Here is a 16683-nt window from a genome sequence, read left to right as displayed (position 1 = left end):
TTAACTCTAAGTTAACCAGGCGCAGACAGACAAGATGCGGTTTTTGTGTTAAAAAGCAGCATCAAAATCAAGATTAAATAACAAAACAGACACCAACACCTGGATTAATGCATGAAACTTGTCCTTAAACTGATTGCCGGCATACTCGCCGGTCTCCTGCTCGGTCTCTACGCCCCGGAATGGGTCGCACGCGTGCTGTTTACGGCCAAGACGGTCATCGGTCAGCTGATCACCTTCACCATCCCCCTCATCATCCTGTTCTTCATCATGAGCGGCATCGCCAGCCTGCCGAAGAACTCCGGCAAGCTGCTGGGCAAGACGGTGGCGCTCTCCTACTGCTCCACCATACTGGCGGGCCTGTTCGCCTTCACGGTGGCGAGCAACCTGATCCCGCGCCTGACCACGGCCGCCGAGCCCACCGCCGAGGCGGCCATCAAGCTCAGCTCCTACATCAATCTGGAGATACCGCCGCTGTTCGGGGTCATGTCGGCCCTGGCCGCCGCCTTCGTGTTCGGCATCGGCATCAGCGCCACCCAGGCCACAGACCTGCGCCGGGTCGCCGATCAGGGTCGTGACATCATCGACCGCCTGCTGGCCAAGGTGATCATCCCGCTGCTGCCGTTCTACATCGCCGGCGTCTTCGTCGAGATGACGGTGGAAGGTACCGTCTTCGCCACCCTGAAGACCTTCGGCGTGGTGCTGGTGATGGCCATCGCCATGCACTGGCTCTGGCTCTCCGTGCTGTTCGTCGGCACCGGTCTGGCGCTGGGTCGCTCACCCACCATGCTGATCAAGAACATGCTGCCGGCCTACTTCACCGCCCTTGGCACCATGTCCAGCGCCGCCACCATCCCGGTGGCCCTCAAGGCCAGCAAGAACAACGGGGTGAGCGAGGGGATCGCCAACTTCACCGTGCCCCTGTGCGCCACCATCCACCTGTGCGGCTCCACCATCACCCTGGTGACCTGCGCCACCGCCGTCATGTTCCTCTCCGAGCACCTGGCCATTCCGGGCCTCTCCACCATGCTGCCCTTCATCATGATGCTGGGCGTCATCATGATTGCGGCCCCCGGTGCCCCCGGTGGCGGCGTCATGTCGGCGCTCGGCCTGCTCACCTCCATGCTGGGTTTCGGTGAGGCCTCCATCGCCCTGATGATCGCCCTCTACCTGGCGCAGGACAGCTTCGGCACCGCCTGCAACGTCACCGGCGACGGCGTCATCGCCCTCTGGGCCGATCGCTTCGCCAAGGGCGAGGAGAGCCTGCCGACCGCCGAGCAGGAAGCGGCCTGACAATCCAAATCAGCCAATAAAAAACGGGAGCCAGTGGCTCCCGTTTTTTTATAAGGCGTTTTCTGCCGGCGGCAGCGGCTCGGTAAACACCAGCCGGTTGCCGAAGGGATCCCGCACGGTTAGCTCCCGGCAACCCCAGGGCATGGTCTCAATGGCGGGTCTGGCGTTCGGATACCCCTTGGCCCGCCACTCCGCAAACAGCGCATCGAGCCGGTCGGTGGAGAGGCGCAGGGCCGCCCCCGGGCAGGCATCCCCGTGATGCTCGGAGAGGTGGATGATCCAGTCCCCTCGGGAGATCTGCAGGTAGAGCGGCATGTCCGGCGCGAACCTGTGCTCCCAGTCGATGACAAACCCCAGGTAGTCGAGGTAGAAGGCGCGCAACTTGCCTTCATCGAAGCTGCGCAAGACAGGCACTATCACAGGCTCACCCCCTGGCCGTTTGAGCCGTTCATGCGCCTGCGCCCCGGCGGCGGATCACCCCTTCCTGCATGGTGCTGGCCACCAGCACGCCGTCACGGGTGAAGAACTGGCCGCGCACCAGACCACGGCCACCGCTGGCGCTCGGGCTATCCACCACGTAGAGCAGCCAGTCGTCCAGCCGGAACTCCCGGTGGAACCACATGGAGTGATCTATGGTCGCCACCTGCATGTCCGGCTCCCAGTAGGAGACGCCGTGGGGCTGCAGGGCGGCGAACAGGAAGTGGAAGTCAGAGGCATAGGCCAGCAGGTAGTTGTGCACCCGCTGATCGTCCGGCACAGGGCCGTTGGCCTTGAACCAGGTGTAGCGCAGGGGCTCGTGCACATCCGGCCGGATCGGGTCGACCAGGGTCACCGGGCGGATCTCGATGGGCTTCTCGCACAGGATCTTGTCCCGCAGGGCCGGCGGGATCATCTGCTCGTAGGGGCGCACCAGCTCCAGCTCGCTCTTGAGCTGCTCCGGGGGTGTGATGCCGGCCGGCATCTGGGCCTGGTGCTCGAAGCCCTCGGCCTCCACCTGGAACGAGGCGTTGAGATAGAAGATGGGCTTGCCGCCCTGGATGGCCTTGACCCGACGGGTGGAGACGGTCTGGCCGTCGCGGATGTTCTCCACGTCGTAGACGATGGGCTTGTTGGCATCGCCGGGACGCAGGAAGTAGGAGTGACAGCTGTGCACCTGGCGATCGCCGGCCACCGTCTGCTTGGCGGCTGACAAGGCCTGCCCCATCACCTGTCCGCCAAACACGGATCGCAACCCGAGATCCTGGCTCTGGCCCCGAAACAGGCCCTCCTCGATTTTTTCAAGCGCCAGCAGTGCCAGCAGCTCATCCAGTACCTTGCTCATTCATCTCTCCTGTGTCAGTGCGAGAAAGGCTAACAAGCCCGCCAGGGCAGAGCAACCACTCCCTTACCCGGGTCAGGTTCAGCAGGAAATTTTATCAATATAAAAATGCATTAGTACGATTAATGAACTGAGCACCCCCTCAGGCAACAAAGCCGGCTGACATGAGCGCCTCCCCCCTATAACGAAAAAGCCCGCACCAGAGGGTGCGGGCTTTTGCAGGCTCTGGCCTAGGACATCAGGCCAAAGGCGCCGGCTTACTTGCTGCCGGTACCCGAGTTGCGGGTAGAGGAGGTTGGCTTGCGACGGGCCGTGGTGCTGCGCGCGCGCGGCTCCTTGCCCTGCATGTCCTTGTGACGCTTGACCGCACGGCGGATCTGGGCGGCCTGCTTGTGGCGGGTACTCTTGCCCTCTTGCTGCAGATCGACCTTGGACTCGGTCTCGTAGTTCATGTGAACCAGGCCACGCAGGTAGTTCACCTCGGGCAGTTTCAGCTCTTTCCAGCCACCGCGCGGAATGCCGCGATCCAGGGTCACGTCACCGTAGCGGATGCGCATCAAGCGGCTGACCTGCACTTCCTGGGATTCCCACAGGCGGCGCACTTCACGGTTGCGACCCTCGGTCAGGGTGACGTTGAACCACTGGTTCAGGCCCTCACCGCCGGCCGGCTTGATCTTGTTGAACTTGGCCATGCCGTCTTCGAGCTGCACGCCCTTGCGCAGGCGCTGCAACATGGCTTCGGTGATCTCGCCAAACACGCGCACCGCGTATTCCCGCTCCACTTCGTGGCTCGGGTGCATCAGCCGGTTGGCCAGCTCGCCGTCGGTGGTGAACAGCAGCAGACCGGAGGTGTTGACGTCCAGACGCCCCACCGCAATCCAGCGGGCGCCGTCCATCTTGGGCAGACGATCAAACACGGTAGGACGACCTTCCGGATCGTGACGGGTACACATCTCCCCTTCGGGCTTGTGGTACGCCAGCACGCGGCAGATCTGCTCTTCCGCCGCACGGGTCTTGATCTGGTGGCCATCCACCCGGATCACGGCGTTCACTTCGACGCGATCCCCCAGTGTGGCAGCCTTGCCATCCACACTGACCCGACCTGCGGTGATCAGGGCCTCCATCTCACGACGGGAGCCTTGACCCGCGCGGGCCAATACTTTTTGCAGTTTTTCACTCATCGGGTTTACCTGATTGTTGATCGCTGCCCGCGTTATACAGGGCAACGGTGACTTACTGTGACGGCACCCGCTCGGGTTCGCCGCCACCGCTTGATACTCATCTTCCTAGGACGGCACGCTCTGGCCGCCACTCCCCTCGCCCAGCATACCGGACAAGGGGGACTGCAGTTCGGGATCCAGCTCGGGAAGCTGCTCCAGACTCTGCAGATTGAAATAATCCAGAAACTCCCGGGTGGTGGCGAGCAGCTCAGGCCGCCCCACCACCTCCTTGTGGCCTATGCTGCGCACCCAGCCACGCTCCTTCAGGGTATTGACGATCTGGCTCGACACCGCCACCCCGCGGATGGCTTCAATTTCGGCCCGGGTAATGGGCTGGCGATAGGCAATCAGCGTCAGCGTCTCCATCACGGCCCGCGAGTAACGCGGTGCCCGCTCGCTCCAGAGGCGAGAGAGCTCCTCGGCATACTCCTGGCGAGCCTGGAAGCGCCAGCCGGAGGCGACTTCTTTAAGCTCCACCCCCCGCTCACCATAGTCTTTCTTGAGCTCGGCCAGCAGCAGCTGGACGTAGCGACCGGTGACCGGATAGTCCGCGAGCACCCCGGCCTTGAGCTCGCTCACCGAGAGCGGTCGGCCAGCGACAAACAGCGCCGCCTCGATCAGGCTCTTCAGCCGCTCAGCAGGCAGTGCCATGGGGTGCCTCCGGCAGCGGCGCCTTGCGTCGTTCAGTGGGCAGCGCCACGGTTGCCCTCCTCGGACTCACTGGCCAGTGCAAAATGGATGGGCCCGAGGGGCTCGGCCTGCAGGATCCAGATAAGGGACTCCTTGCACAGCTCCAGCAGGGCCAAAAACGTCACCAGCACCCCCATGCGCCCCTCTTCTGCCTTGAGCACCTGATCCAGGCGCAGGGTCTGGCCCAGGGAGAGCAAGGCCAGCAGTTCCGCCATGCGCACCCGGGTCGGGATCTGTTCGCGGCGGATCTGGTGATGTTCAAAATGAGTCGCGCGTTTTACCACACTTTGCATGTAAAGGGCGAGCTCAACCAGAGAAACATCGGGCGCGAGCGGCTTGAGATCGCCAAAATCCGGTGGCAAGGCGCTGGCCACATAGATCTCCCGCTCCAGCCGTGGCAAGGCGTCCATGCGCTCGGCCCCCGTCTTGAAGCGCTCATACTCCTGCAAGCGGCGAATGAGGGTGACGCGGGGATCTTCCCCGTCTTCTTCATCTTCCAGCTCCGGCGCCTTGGGCAGCAGCAGGCGAGATTTTATCTCGGCGAGCCAGGCCGCCATCAGCAGGTATTCCGCTGCCAGCTCCAGATTGAGCCCCTGCATCAGCTCCACGTACTCCATGTACTGGGCGGTGATCTGCAGGATGGGCAGGTTCAGGATATCCAGCTGCTGGCGGCGGATGAGGTAGAGCAAGAGATCGAGCGGCCCCTCGAAGGTGTCGAGGAACACTTCCAGCGCATCCGGCGGAATAAACAAATCCTGGGGCAGCTCGTGATAGGGCTGCCCCAGGACGGTGGCAATGGGCAGGGGGAGGCTCGCCTCCCCCGCAGCTCCCGCCGATGCCTCGGCAGAAGCCGTGTCTGCAGCATTACTCAAACGGCGTGGGATCCCCGGCGCCGCGACGACGCAGCACGGGCTCGTCATCGGAGAAGTCCACGACTGTAGTGGGTTGCTCGCCGAGATAGCCACCGTTGACCACCAGATCCAGCTGCTTGCCGAGCTTGTCGGCGATTTCTTCCGGATCGAACTCCGCCATCTCGGAACCCGGCAGGATCAAAGTGGTGGAGAGCAGGGGCTCGCCGAGCTCTTCCAGCAGCGCCAGGGCTATGTTGTTGGCCGGCACCCGGATGCCGATGGTCTTCTTCTTCTCGTTCATCAGGCGGCGCGGCACTTCCTTGGTCGCCTTGAAGATGAAGGTATAGGGGCCAGGGGTGTTGTTCTTGATGAGGCGAAACGCCGTATTGTCCACCTTGGCATAGGTGGCGATTTCGGAGAGATCCCGGCACACCAGGGTGAAGTCGTGGTTCGGCTCGATGCGGCGAATGCGGCAGATGCGCTCGAGGGCATCCTTGTTGCCCATCTGGCAGCCCAGGGCATAGCCAGAATCGGTGGGATAGACGATGACGCCGCCATTTTGCAGGATCTGCACGGCCTGGCCGATGAGACGGACCTGGGGATTATCCGGGTGTACGTAAAAATGCTGACTCATATGCTGTTCTCGCGATTGGGGCACTGCGAGTGCCCGCTTCATGGTCAAGGGCCGCCCGGCCCATGACACTACCTTAACGCCTTTGGTGCAGACTCGCCCGCGCCAAAGTTAAAATCGGCTGGATTTTCACCGCCATACCATCGTCACCTGTGCCCCCTCAGCAGGCGGCCAGCAGGCTGGCATGCTCCTCTGAGCTGAGACCGAAGTGGCCGGGGTAGCCGAGCCAAAGCGGCATCCCCTCCTTGGGCAGCCAGAGGTGGCGGCCGAGCTCGGTCCAGCTGGAGGGGAAGTGGAAGTCCGACCCCACCGAGATGTAGAGATCGTGATCCTTGGCCCACTGACCGAGATTGGCCCGCTCCTGGGGGCTCTGCTGGGGCAGGGAGACCTCCATGGCATCCCCCCCTGCGGCCTTGAAGGCCACCAGCAGCCGCTTGATCCACTTGGCGGTGAGATCGTAACGGCTCGGATGAGCCAGCACCGCCAGGCCGCCGGCGCCATGAATGGCCTCGATGGCGACCGCCATCTCGGGCCACTCGGCGGGGACATAGCCCTTGTTGCCCCGGCTCAGGTACTTCTTGAAGACCTTCTGCATGTTGTCCGCCACCCCGCGCGCCATCAGCACCCGGGCAAAATGGGCACGGGTCACGGCGGCATCGCCCGCCAGAGCCTTGGCCTCTTCATAGGTGCCGGGCAGCTGACACTTCTCCAGACGGCGCCCTATCTCCTCGGCGCGGGCCTCCCGGCGAGCCAGTTGGGCGGCCAGGAAGGCGGTGAGCCCCGGGTTTTGTTCATCGACCCCGAGCGCCACTATGTGAATTTCGTGATGCTCCCAACCGGTGGAGATCTCGACCCCGCTCACCAGCCGCAGGGGCAGCTGCTCGGATGCGATCGTTGCGCGGATTTCATCAAGCCCGGCGAGGGTGTCGTGGTCAGTGACCGCTAACACCTCGACCCCTTTTTCGGCGGCGCGGCGCACCAGATCCGAGGGCGATAGCACGCCATCAGAGGCTGTGGTATGACAGTGAAGATCGAATCTCATCGGCTTGTTTCGCTCTCGTTGACTGACCCGCTCGGCAAAAAGCGGCAAAAAAGCGACTTGACTTGGCCGCGGCTTTAGCGTTTTCTGTAGACACTTCAATTGCAAACAGAACGATACAGGATTTTATCATGCAAACGACAATCACCCTGACCCATAGCTGGTGGTGGCACATTCCCTGACATGCGGGCGTGTGGTCGTTGCTGTACCTGAAATCTGACAGCAAATTAAGAACCCAGAGAAAAAGCCCGCTGACCCCAGCGGGCTTTTTTATTATCCGGCAAATGGACATCTGATGAAACCGAGAATTCTGATAAGCGCACAAGCAGGGCGATGGCGGGCCCACTGAGGCAACCCAAACCATCCATTTTCAAGAGACTCAACATCATGAACATCGGTTACACAGAACAGCTGCAAGGGAACGCATCATGACAGGCAACAAGACCCGGTTACCCCTGGGCGAATTCGATACCATCCGGCTCAACGCCCCCTATGTGACGGACCCGCTGGCGCTCTACAGCCAGCTCTGCCAGGGCCGCCCCAACAACCTGCTGCTGGAATCCGTGGAAATCGACTCCAAGGCCGGCACCCAGAGCCTGCTACTGGTAGACGCCTGCCTTCGCATCGAGTGCCGCGGTCGCACCGTGCGGGTGCGCGCCCTCAACGACAACGGTGAGCGCCTGCAAGCCCTGCTCGATGAGCGCCTGCCCGCTCTCATCACCCGTATCAAGGATAATGGTGAGCTCCGCCTCGCCTTCCCGGCCTCCGATCGGGAGCTCGACGAAGACAGCCGCCTCAAGGGGATCAGCGTGCTGGACGTGCTGCGTACCCTGCAACGGGAGCTGCAATGCCAGCTCGGTAAAGAGGCGCTCTTTATGGGGGGCAGTTTCGCCTACGACCTCATCGCCTCCTTCGAGGATCTGCCCGAGGTGCCGGAAGGCAGCAACGACTGCCCCGACTACTGCTTCTACATGGCCGAGACCCTGATCACCATAGATCACATCAAGCAGAGCACCCAGCTGCTGGCCTGCCTCTTCGGCGGCGGTGACGAAGACGACAGTCAGCTCGATGAGCGCTATGCCCGCCTGACTTCCCGTCTCGAGACCTTCAAGCTGGCCTGCCAGCAGCCGCAACCCAGGCAACAGGGGACCCAGCCGCTGACCGGGGCGCTGGCGGTTGACAAGAACGACAAGCAGTTCTGCGCCGAGGTGGAGAAGCTCAAGGGCTTTATCCGCCGTGGCGACATCTTCCAGGTGGTGCCGTCCCGCAGCTTCTCCCTGCCCTGCCCCGAGCCCGTCGCCGCCTACCGTCGCCTCAAGCAGACCAACCCCAGCCCCTACATGTTCTACGTGCAGGACGAGGGCTTCACCCTGTTTGGCGCCTCCCCGGAGAGCGCGGTCAAGTTCGAGGCGGGCAGCCGTCAGGTGGAAATGTACCCCATCGCCGGCACTCGCCGCCGTGGCCTCAACCCGGACGGCAGCATCAACCTGGACCTGGATGGCCGCATCGAGCTTGAGCTGCGCCAGGACGAGAAAGAGGTCGCCGAGCACCTGATGCTGGTGGATCTGGGCCGCAACGACATCGCCCGTATCTCCGAGCCCGGCACCCGCTACGTCAAGGACTTGCTGAAAGTGGATCGCTACAGCCACGTGATGCACCTGGTCTCCCGGGTAGTGGGCACCCTGCGCGCCGATCTCGATGCCCTGCACGCCTATCAGGCCTGCATGAACATGGGCACCCTCACCGGCGCCCCCAAGTTGCGCGCCAGCGAGCTCATCCGCATGGTGGAAGGCAAGCGCCGCGGCAGCTACGGCGGCGCCGTGGGCTATCTCAACGGTGAGGGGGAGATGGACACCTGCATCGTCATCCGCTCCGCCTTCGTCAAAGACGGTGTTGCCCATGTCCAGGCCGGTGCCGGCGTCGTCTATGACTCCAAGCCCCAAGCCGAAGCGGACGAGACCCGCGCCAAGGCCGCCGCCGTGCTGGCCGCCATCGCCGCCAGCCATGGCACCTCCCTGCAGGCCCTGAGCCTGCAGGAGCACCAGTCAGAGAAGCACAAGGAGGCGCGCCATGACTAACATCTTCCTGCTCGATAACTTCGATTCGTTCACTTATAACCTGGTCGATCAGTTCCGCACCCTGGGCTATCCGGTGCGCATCTACCGCAACAGCCTGCCGGCGAGCCGCATCATGGCCGAAATCGAGGCCGCCGGTGGCGACGCCGTGCTGGTGCTCTCCCCGGGCCCGGGCGCGCCCCACGAGGCGGGTTGCCTGATTGAGCTCATCAAGCTGGCCCGTGGCCGGGTGCCCATCATCGGCATCTGCCTCGGTCATCAGGCCCTGTGTGAAGCCTATGGCGGCACAGTCGGCGCGGCGGGTGAAATCGTCCACGGCAAGCGATCCCTGATCGAGCACAACGGCCACGGCGCCTTCGCCGGCCTGCCGAGCCCGCTGCCGGTGGCCCGCTACCACTCCCTGGTCGCGACTTATGTACCGGAAGAGCTGCAGGTGATCGCCCACTATCAGGGTATGCCCATGGCTGTCGAGCAGAGCGGCGAGCGCGTGCTCGGCTTCCAGTTCCACCCAGAATCCATCATGACCAGCGAAGGGGCCCGCCTGCTCACCCAGGCCCTCGCCCACGTGACGCGTCCCGAAAGCAGTGTGCGGTAAGGAGACCCCCATGCATCAACATCTCAATACCCTCTATCAGGGACTGTCTCTGTCGCGCGATGAAGCGCGCGATGCCTTCGGTCAGGTCGTGCGCGGCGAAGTGGATCCCATCGTGCTCTCGAGCCTCTTGACCGCCCTCAAACTCAAGGGGGAGACCCCGGAGGAGATCGCCGGCGCCGCCGATGCGCTCCTGGCCGAGGCCCGCGACTTCCCGCGCCCCGATTACTCGTTTTGCGACATCGTCGGCACTGGCGGCGATGGCCTCAACACCATCAACGTCTCCACCACCTCGGCCCTGGTGGCCGCCGCCTGCGGCCTCAAGGTCGCCAAGCACGGCAACCGCTCGGTGTCGAGCAAATCGGGCTCGAGCGACTTGCTGGACAAGATGGGGATCAAGCTCGACATGAGCCCAGAGCAGGCGCGCCGTTGCCTCGACGAGCTCGGCATCTGCTTCCTGTTCGCCCCCCAGTACCACGCCGGGGTGCGCCACGCCATGCCGGTGCGCCAGGCCCTCAAGACCCGCACCCTGTTCAACGTGCTCGGGCCGCTCATCAACCCGGCCCGCCCCACTTACCAGCTGATGGGGGTCTATGCACCGGAACTGGTGCGCCCTATCGCCGAAACCCTGCTGGCGCTGGGTCTGAAAACCGGTATGGTGGTACACGGCGCTGGGCTCGACGAGATCGCCATCCACGGTCCGACCCAGGTCGCCGAGATCCGGGACGGTGAAATTCGCGAGTACCTCATTACCCCGGCGGACTTTGGCCTCGCCACCTACCCGGTCAGCGCCATCCAGGGCGGCGAGCCGGAAGAGAATCGCGCCATCACGGCCGCCATTTTGGCGGGTGAAGGCAGCCCGGCCCACAACGCCGCCATCGCCGCCAATGTGGCGCCCCTGCTGGTGATGGCGGGCAAGGCCCCGGACTTCAAGCAAGCCGCCGCCCTGGTGCTGGCCAAGCTCGCCAGCGGCGAGTGCAGCGCCCTCGCAAAGGCACTGGCTACCCTGAGCCATCAGGAGGCATGATGTCAGCCACGACCAAAGAGAGCCGCCCACAAGGCACTCACTCAGAACGCCCGAAGGGCAGTCAACTTCGCAAGGATAACGAGATGTCAGACGTCATTGCCCCCCATGCGTTCTTGAACATGGACTCCATCAACCAGACCATCCTCGGCAAAATAGTCGCCGCCAAGCAGGGCTGGATTGCCGCCCGCAAGGACGCCCAGCCGCTGGAAAGCTTCAAGGGTGCCTTGGTGCCAAGCGATCGGGATTTCGAGGGGCAGCTGCGGGCAGGCGCTACCCGCTTCATTCTCGAGTGCAAGAAGGCTTCCCCTTCCAAGGGCTTGATCCGCAATGACTTCAGCCCGGAGGCCATCGCCGATGTCTATGGCAAATACGCCACCGCCATCTCTGTGCTGACGGACGAGAAGTTCTTCCAGGGGGATTTCGCGTTTCTGCCTCGGGTGCGAAGCCGCGTTCAGCAGCCAGTGCTGTGCAAGGACTTTATGATTGACCCCTATCAGGTCTATCTGGCCCGCCACTATCAGGCGGACGCCATCCTGCTGATGCTCTCGGTGCTCACCGACGAGGGCTATAACGCCCTGTTCGCGGTCGCCAAGGAGCTGGGTCTCGGGGTGCTGACCGAGGTGAGCAACGAAGAAGAGCTGGAGCGCGCCATCGCGCTGGGCGCACCGGTCATCGGCATCAATAACCGCGATCTGCGGGATCTCAGCGTCGACATCGCCCGCACCGGTCAGCTGACTGCCCGCATCCCGGCCAATCGCATTGTCATCAGCGAATCCGGCATCCGCAACCGCGCCCAGGTGGCCGAGCTGCGCCAGCATGCCAAGGGCTTTTTGGTGGGATCATCCCTGATGGAAGAGGACGATCTCGAGGCCGCGGTGCGCAAGCTCACCCTAGGCCAGAACAAGGTGTGCGGCCTGACTCGCGCCGAGGATGCCGCCGCCGCCCATCAGGCAGGCGCCGTCTTCGGTGGTCTCATCTTCGTGTCCAAGAGCCCGCGCTACGTGGACATCCCCGCCGCCCGCGCCGTGATGGCGGGTGCGCCACTTTCCTATGTGGGGGTGTTTCGCAACGCCCAGGCCGCCACCATCGCCAAGACGGTGGATGCCCTGAACCTCGCCGCCGTGCAACTGCACGGGGATGAGGACGCCGCCTATATCGAGAGCCTGCGCCCCCTGCTGCCCCCAGGCTGCCAGATCTGGAAGGCCGTGGGCATTACTCTCGATAAGACAAGCGGAGAGCCCCTGCCCGCCCTCGACTTCCCGGCGGATCGCCTGCTGCTGGACACCAAAGTGGGCAGCCAGAGCGGCGGCACCGGCCAAGCCTTCGACTGGTCCCTGCTGGCTGGGCTCGATAAATCCCGCCTGATGCTGGCCGGCGGACTGAACGCCGACAATGCCTTGCAAGCCGCCCAGGTGGGCTGTTTGGGTCTTGATTTCAACTCCGGGGTGGAGAGTGCGCCGGGCCAGAAGGATCCCCAGAAGCTCGCCGCGGCCTTTGGCGCCCTGCGCCAACTGTAAGCGCACCCTGTGAACATGCACCAAATTGATGAATCGCTTTCGCCTATAAATACAAGGAATAGTCTCATGACACTGCTCAATCCGTTCTTCGGGGAATTTGGCGGCATGTATGTCCCCCAGATCCTCGTCCCCGCCCTGCTCCAGCTGGAGAAGGCCTTCGTCGATGCCAAGGAAGACCCTGCCTTCATCGCCGAGTTTGAGGAACTGCTGACCGAGTACGCCGGTCGCCCGACGCCCCTCACCCTGACTCGCAACCTCACCAAGGGCACCAAGACCCGGCTCTATCTCAAGCGGGAAGACTTGCTGCACGGCGGCGCCCACAAGACCAACCAGGTGCTGGGCCAGGCCCTGCTCGCCAAGCGCATGGGCAAGACCGAGATCATCGCCGAGACAGGCGCCGGTCAGCACGGGGTCGCCACGGCCCTGGCCTGCGCCCTGCTCGGCCTCAAGTGCCGGGTCTACATGGGCGCCAAGGATTGCGAGCGCCAGAAGCCGAACGTGTTTCGCATGAAGTTGATGGGCGCCACCGTGATACCTGTGCATTCAGGCTCATCCACCCTGAAGGATGCCTGCAACGAGGCACTGCGTGACTGGGCTGCGAATTACGACAGTGCCCACTACCTGCTCGGCACCGCCGCCGGCCCCCACCCCTTCCCCACTATCGTGCGGGAATTCCAGAAGATGATCGGGGAAGAGGCCAAGGCCCAGTGCTTCGAGAAGGAAGAGCGCCTGCCCGACGCGGTGATCGCCTGCGTCGGCGGCGGCTCCAACGCCATCGGTATCTTTGCGGACTTCATCGAGAATGAGTCGGTGCGCCTCATTGGCGTCGAGCCCGGTGGTCACGGCATCGAGAGTGGCGAGCACGGTGCGCCGCTCGGTCACGGCAGCAAGGGGGTCTTCTTTGGCATGCACTCCTACCTGATGCAGGACAGCCAGGGTCAAATTCAGGAGTCCTACTCCGTCTCGGCGGGGCTCGATTTCCCCTCCGTCGGCCCCCAGCACGCCCATCTGGCCGCCATCGGCCGGGCAGAATATGTCTCCATCACGGACAAAGAAGCGCTGGATGCGTTCCAGGAACTGGCCCAATCGGAGGGGATTATTCCGGCGCTGGAGTCCTCCCACGCCCTGGCCCATGCCCTGAAACTCGCCCGCAGCGAGCCTGAGAAAGAGCAGGTGCTGATCGTCAACCTCTCCGGCCGTGGCGACAAGGACATCTTCACCGTCGCCGACATCTTCGAAAAAGAAGGAACCCTGTCATGAATCGCTACGCACAACTCTTCTCCCGGTTAGCACAAGCCAAGCAGGGCGCCTTCGTCCCCTTCGTGATGCTGGGGGATCCCACCCCGGAATTGTCGCTCGCCATCGTCGATGCCCTGGTCGAAGGGGGCGCCGATGCCCTGGAACTCGGCATTCCCTTCTCGGATCCGGTGGCAGACGGTCCCACCATCCAGGGGGCGGCCCTTCGCGCCTTTGCCAGCCACACCACCCCGGATGACTGCTTCGGTCTGCTCACCAAGATCCGCGCCAAGTACCCGGAGCTGCCCATTGGCCTGCTGGTCTACGCGAATCTGGTCTATGTGCGCAAGATTGACGGCTTCTACGAGAAGTGCCAGCAGGCGGGCGTCGACTCCGTGCTGGTGGCGGACGTGCCGGTGCAGATGTGCGAGCCCTACAAGGCCGCCGCCGACAAGTACGGCATCGACAGCATCTTTATCGCCCCGCCCAACGGCGATGCCGAGACTCTGAAAGCCGTGGCTGAACTGGGCTCAGGTTACACCTATCTGGTGAGCCGCGCCGGCGTCACCGGCGCCGAGACCAAGGCTGGCATGCCGGTGGAAGGGCTCATCAACTCCTTGCGCGAGTTCAAGGCCCCCCCCGCCCTGCTCGGCTTTGGCATCAGCGAACCGGCCCAGGTACGCGATGCCATCAAGGCCGGCGCCGCCGGTGCCATCTCGGGCTCTGCCGTGGTGAAGATCATCGAGACCCACCACCAAAATCCGGAACATATGCTGACTCGTCTAAAAGAGTTTGTGGAAGGGATGAAGGCGGCGACTCGCCATCCCTGATCCCCAGGCCGAGCCTGGCTTGGCCCCACAGCCCTGACCTAAGCAACAAGGGAGCCCGAGCGGGCTACCTTTTCTATTTCCTTTGTCTGCCCTGTCTCTTTGCCCCCTCGCCCTCTGGGAGAGTGCTGGGGTGAGGAACATCAGGATCTGTGATGCGGCTGCGCCGCATTGGACTCGAGGACTCCGTCCTCGATGGGGTTTCGTCAGCCTAACCCGCATAATTCGGCCTAATACCCAAAACCGTAGGTTCGAATAGCGCCGCGTATTCGGACGTTCGCGATCCGGGCGGAGTTAATCTGAACTCCCGAGCCAGCAGTCGGCCCCTTAATGCGGTTGCGCCGCATGAGACACGAGTGCTCCGCCCTCGACGGGGTTTCGCCCGCCCTTCGGGCCTGGGCGAGTGACTTTTCTTTGTGTGGCCAAAGAAAAGTCACCAAAAGAAAGGCCATCCCCGCTTATTCGCCCGACTGACGTCGGGTACCTTCGGCTCACCCTCTTGTCCAACGGCACACGCCGATGGGCCATCCATGGCCCAGCGCCGCTCGCTCGGCGTCCTGCCTCACGGCCTGGACAAGAGGGCTCGCCTCAGCGAATAAGAGGGGGGATCAAAACCGTGCCCGCCTGAGGCTACCGTGCAACAGTGAACAAGCCACCCCTCCCCTTGGGAGAGAGCTGGGTGAGGGGAATTACCCCTCCCCCCCATTAACCCGACAGCTCACTTAAGCAACAGTTTTCACTAATTGATTGAGCCAGCTCAGATTTCTATCAACATCCTCTTTCCATGTCTCAATCCGGCCCCTTAAAATAGCCAAACGACAATCCATCTCTCGGGAGAGTGTCATAGAAGCAATTGTTGCTATCTCACGGGTGAAAAGCAGCGGGATGGGAGCTGGAACTCAGTGGCGGTAGCCTTGCTGACGTCTGGCCACCACCGACGAAGACACCTAGCGAATACGCTCAGGTATCAGAGTCAGATTGGTAATATCTGTATTTAATTTAATTTTTTCGTGACAACTATCAGGGCAGAACGGAGTTATACGGCAGGCTATGCTATCGGATTATTGCCGTCTTATATCTAGTCACTGTTGGGCGTCACTTATGATGGGCGCACTTAGTAGCAATGCCAATAAATGTACATCGTGAACATTTGCGAAGAAAAATGTTCATAATAACTTACGAAGAATATAATAATGGACAAATCAAGAACCGCTTTACTACCTTTTACCGGTGAAGACTCTCTAGAAGCCTTAAAAAGATCAGCCTTAATCGTTGACAATGTCACTCTTGCTTTCTTAACTAGCATTCCTCGTGCTCGGCGTGCACGCTTCCCACTCTCGGTGGCTTATTATAGCGAAGAACAAATTCGCAGGGTTTCAACCGAACTCGAGTGGCTCTTCGATAATGGACTACTTAATTCTCCGAAAGATAATCCATTTGCAACAGGATGGGAAATGGAGGATTTTAATAGGGATCTACCTGTCTGGGTAATCCGTACAACCTCAAGTACACACTACTTTCAGCCCGATCATAATCCAATTGAAGATGATCTATCCGAGATTACTCGTAGCGAATTGCTTATCGAAAATACACCTGAGTTGGCAATTGCAGATATTAGAAACCCTCTGCATGACGTTCCAATTATTCTTAGCAGCGAATCATTACTTAGAAATAAACTCAAGAATTCCCCCATAAATAATAAAAGCCTTGTTCTTGATCTAGTTCTTTCTAGTGTTCCGCAACCAACAAATGAAACCCCATGGGAAGCAATCATAGATTGGCGTAACGATGAGGAAGCCAAAATGAAATTTAGGCGTCTCAAAAACTGGATGAACAAGGCATCCGATAAAAAAGACCTAAATCCGGTTCATCTTAAGGATGAAATCTTGCATCTTCTGGACGAATATCAGCAGTACATGAAAATTCAAAATGCTAAATTCTCGCAGGGAACATTAAGAACAATTGTGACAACTACCGCTGAAGTAGTTGAGTCTCTAGTAAAGCTAAAAATTAAGTCTCTCGCCGAGATGCCATTCAAGATAAGTGAGGCGAACATAGCGGTTCAGGAGGCAGAGCTAAAGGCTCCGGGTAGAGATCTCGCGTATATCGTTGATGCACAGAGAAGATTTAAGCATTGACGCCTAACAAGTCGTTCAAGGCCGACGCCTTCGATGCTGCCTTAACTCCAATAAAAAATCAGGACATCCACCTTTCTGAGCAAGGCGCTGTATTGCCTGCGCACAAAAAGATGGATGTCCACATTTTTCTTCAGACATCGGAGATGCAAATAAACATAACAAAGCATTTAAGTCTGGATAGTGCCGACGGGAATTTTTATCATTTAGGTTTTTGTAGTGTAGCTAGAACACT

At 61.2% G+C, this 16683-nt stretch carries 15 protein-coding genes; 8 read left to right on the top strand and 7 right to left on the bottom strand.

Annotated elements, in window-relative coordinates; all coding sequences use genetic code 11:
* The first annotated feature begins 111 nt into the window (after positions 1–111).
* Positions 112–1290 carry a dicarboxylate/amino acid:cation symporter gene (locus CUC44_RS09465; RefSeq protein ID WP_100859716.1) on the top strand — a complete coding sequence of 393 codons (1179 nt, stop codon included), beginning with the start codon at positions 112–114 and terminating at the stop codon, positions 1288–1290.
* A 48-nt stretch (positions 1291–1338) separates the two neighbouring features.
* Here CUC44_RS09465 and CUC44_RS09460 read toward each other — a convergent pair whose 3' ends face one another.
* From CUC44_RS09460 to rnm, 7 genes are all read right to left on the bottom strand, one after another.
* Positions 1339–1710, bottom strand: a complete 372-nt coding sequence (locus tag CUC44_RS09460) for a glyoxalase superfamily protein (protein WP_100859715.1) — start codon at positions 1708–1710, stop codon at positions 1339–1341.
* A 28-nt stretch (positions 1711–1738) separates the two neighbouring features.
* Positions 1739–2611 (bottom strand): acyl-CoA thioesterase II, encoded by an 873-nt coding sequence (tesB, locus tag CUC44_RS09455; protein ID WP_100859714.1) that lies wholly within the window; start codon positions 2609–2611, stop codon positions 1739–1741.
* 254 nt (positions 2612–2865) lie between these two features.
* Positions 2866–3789 carry a 23S rRNA pseudouridine(2605) synthase RluB gene (gene rluB, locus CUC44_RS09450; RefSeq protein ID WP_100859713.1) on the bottom strand — a complete coding sequence of 308 codons (924 nt, stop codon included), beginning with the start codon at positions 3787–3789 and terminating at the stop codon, positions 2866–2868.
* 105 nt (positions 3790–3894) lie between these two features.
* Positions 3895–4479, bottom strand: coding sequence for an SMC-Scp complex subunit ScpB (gene scpB / locus CUC44_RS09445; RefSeq protein ID WP_100859712.1), 585 nt, complete (start codon positions 4477–4479; stop codon positions 3895–3897).
* A gap of 32 nt (positions 4480–4511) precedes the next feature.
* Positions 4512–5438, bottom strand: a complete 927-nt coding sequence (locus CUC44_RS09440; RefSeq protein ID WP_244166749.1) for a segregation and condensation protein A — start codon at positions 5436–5438, stop codon at positions 4512–4514.
* Complete coding sequence (locus CUC44_RS09435; RefSeq protein ID WP_167388849.1) at positions 5383–6003, bottom strand: L-threonylcarbamoyladenylate synthase; 621 nt, start codon at positions 6001–6003, stop codon at positions 5383–5385. The genes CUC44_RS09440 and CUC44_RS09435 overlap by 56 nt, the downstream gene beginning before the upstream one ends.
* 157 nt (positions 6004–6160) lie before the next feature.
* On the bottom strand, positions 6161–7042 hold the full coding sequence (rnm, locus tag CUC44_RS09430) for an RNase RNM (RefSeq protein WP_100859710.1): 882 nt from the start codon (positions 7040–7042) through the stop codon (positions 6161–6163).
* A gap of 425 nt (positions 7043–7467) precedes the next feature.
* On the opposite strand from rnm, the gene CUC44_RS09425 reads away from it, so the two are divergent.
* From CUC44_RS09425 to CUC44_RS20940, 7 genes are all read left to right on the top strand, one after another.
* Positions 7468–9117: an anthranilate synthase component 1 gene (locus tag CUC44_RS09425; protein WP_100859709.1), complete on the top strand. Its 1650-nt coding sequence runs from the start codon at positions 7468–7470 to the stop codon at positions 9115–9117.
* Positions 9110–9709, top strand: coding sequence for an aminodeoxychorismate/anthranilate synthase component II (locus CUC44_RS09420; protein ID WP_100859708.1), 600 nt, complete (start codon positions 9110–9112; stop codon positions 9707–9709). Before CUC44_RS09425 ends, CUC44_RS09420 begins: the two co-directional genes overlap by 8 nt.
* A 10-nt stretch (positions 9710–9719) precedes the next feature.
* Positions 9720–10733, top strand: a complete 1014-nt coding sequence (gene trpD / locus CUC44_RS09415; protein ID WP_100859707.1) for an anthranilate phosphoribosyltransferase — start codon at positions 9720–9722, stop codon at positions 10731–10733.
* Positions 10733–12250 carry a bifunctional indole-3-glycerol-phosphate synthase TrpC/phosphoribosylanthranilate isomerase TrpF gene (gene trpCF, locus CUC44_RS09410; protein WP_167388848.1) on the top strand — a complete coding sequence of 506 codons (1518 nt, stop codon included), beginning with the start codon at positions 10733–10735 and terminating at the stop codon, positions 12248–12250. Before trpD ends, trpCF begins: the two co-directional genes overlap by 1 nt.
* A 66-nt stretch (positions 12251–12316) precedes the next feature.
* Positions 12317–13510 carry a tryptophan synthase subunit beta gene (trpB, locus tag CUC44_RS09405; protein WP_050719160.1) on the top strand — a complete coding sequence of 398 codons (1194 nt, stop codon included), beginning with the start codon at positions 12317–12319 and terminating at the stop codon, positions 13508–13510.
* Positions 13507–14316 carry a tryptophan synthase subunit alpha gene (gene trpA, locus CUC44_RS09400; protein WP_100859706.1) on the top strand — a complete coding sequence of 270 codons (810 nt, stop codon included), beginning with the start codon at positions 13507–13509 and terminating at the stop codon, positions 14314–14316. Before trpB ends, trpA begins: the two co-directional genes overlap by 4 nt.
* Positions 14317–15506: 1190 nt before the next feature.
* The gene (locus CUC44_RS20940) at positions 15507–16451 is read left to right on the top strand and encodes a hypothetical protein (protein WP_157812762.1); all 945 of its coding nucleotides are present in this window, start codon (positions 15507–15509) and stop codon (positions 16449–16451) included.
* Positions 16452–16683 lie beyond the last annotated feature (232 nt).

The sequence above is a fragment of the Aeromonas lusitana genome, from assembly GCF_002812985.1.
GTDB classification, from domain to species: Bacteria; Pseudomonadota; Gammaproteobacteria; order Enterobacterales; family Aeromonadaceae; genus Aeromonas; species Aeromonas lusitana.
This window is presented reverse-complemented; position numbering and strand designations above follow the sequence as displayed.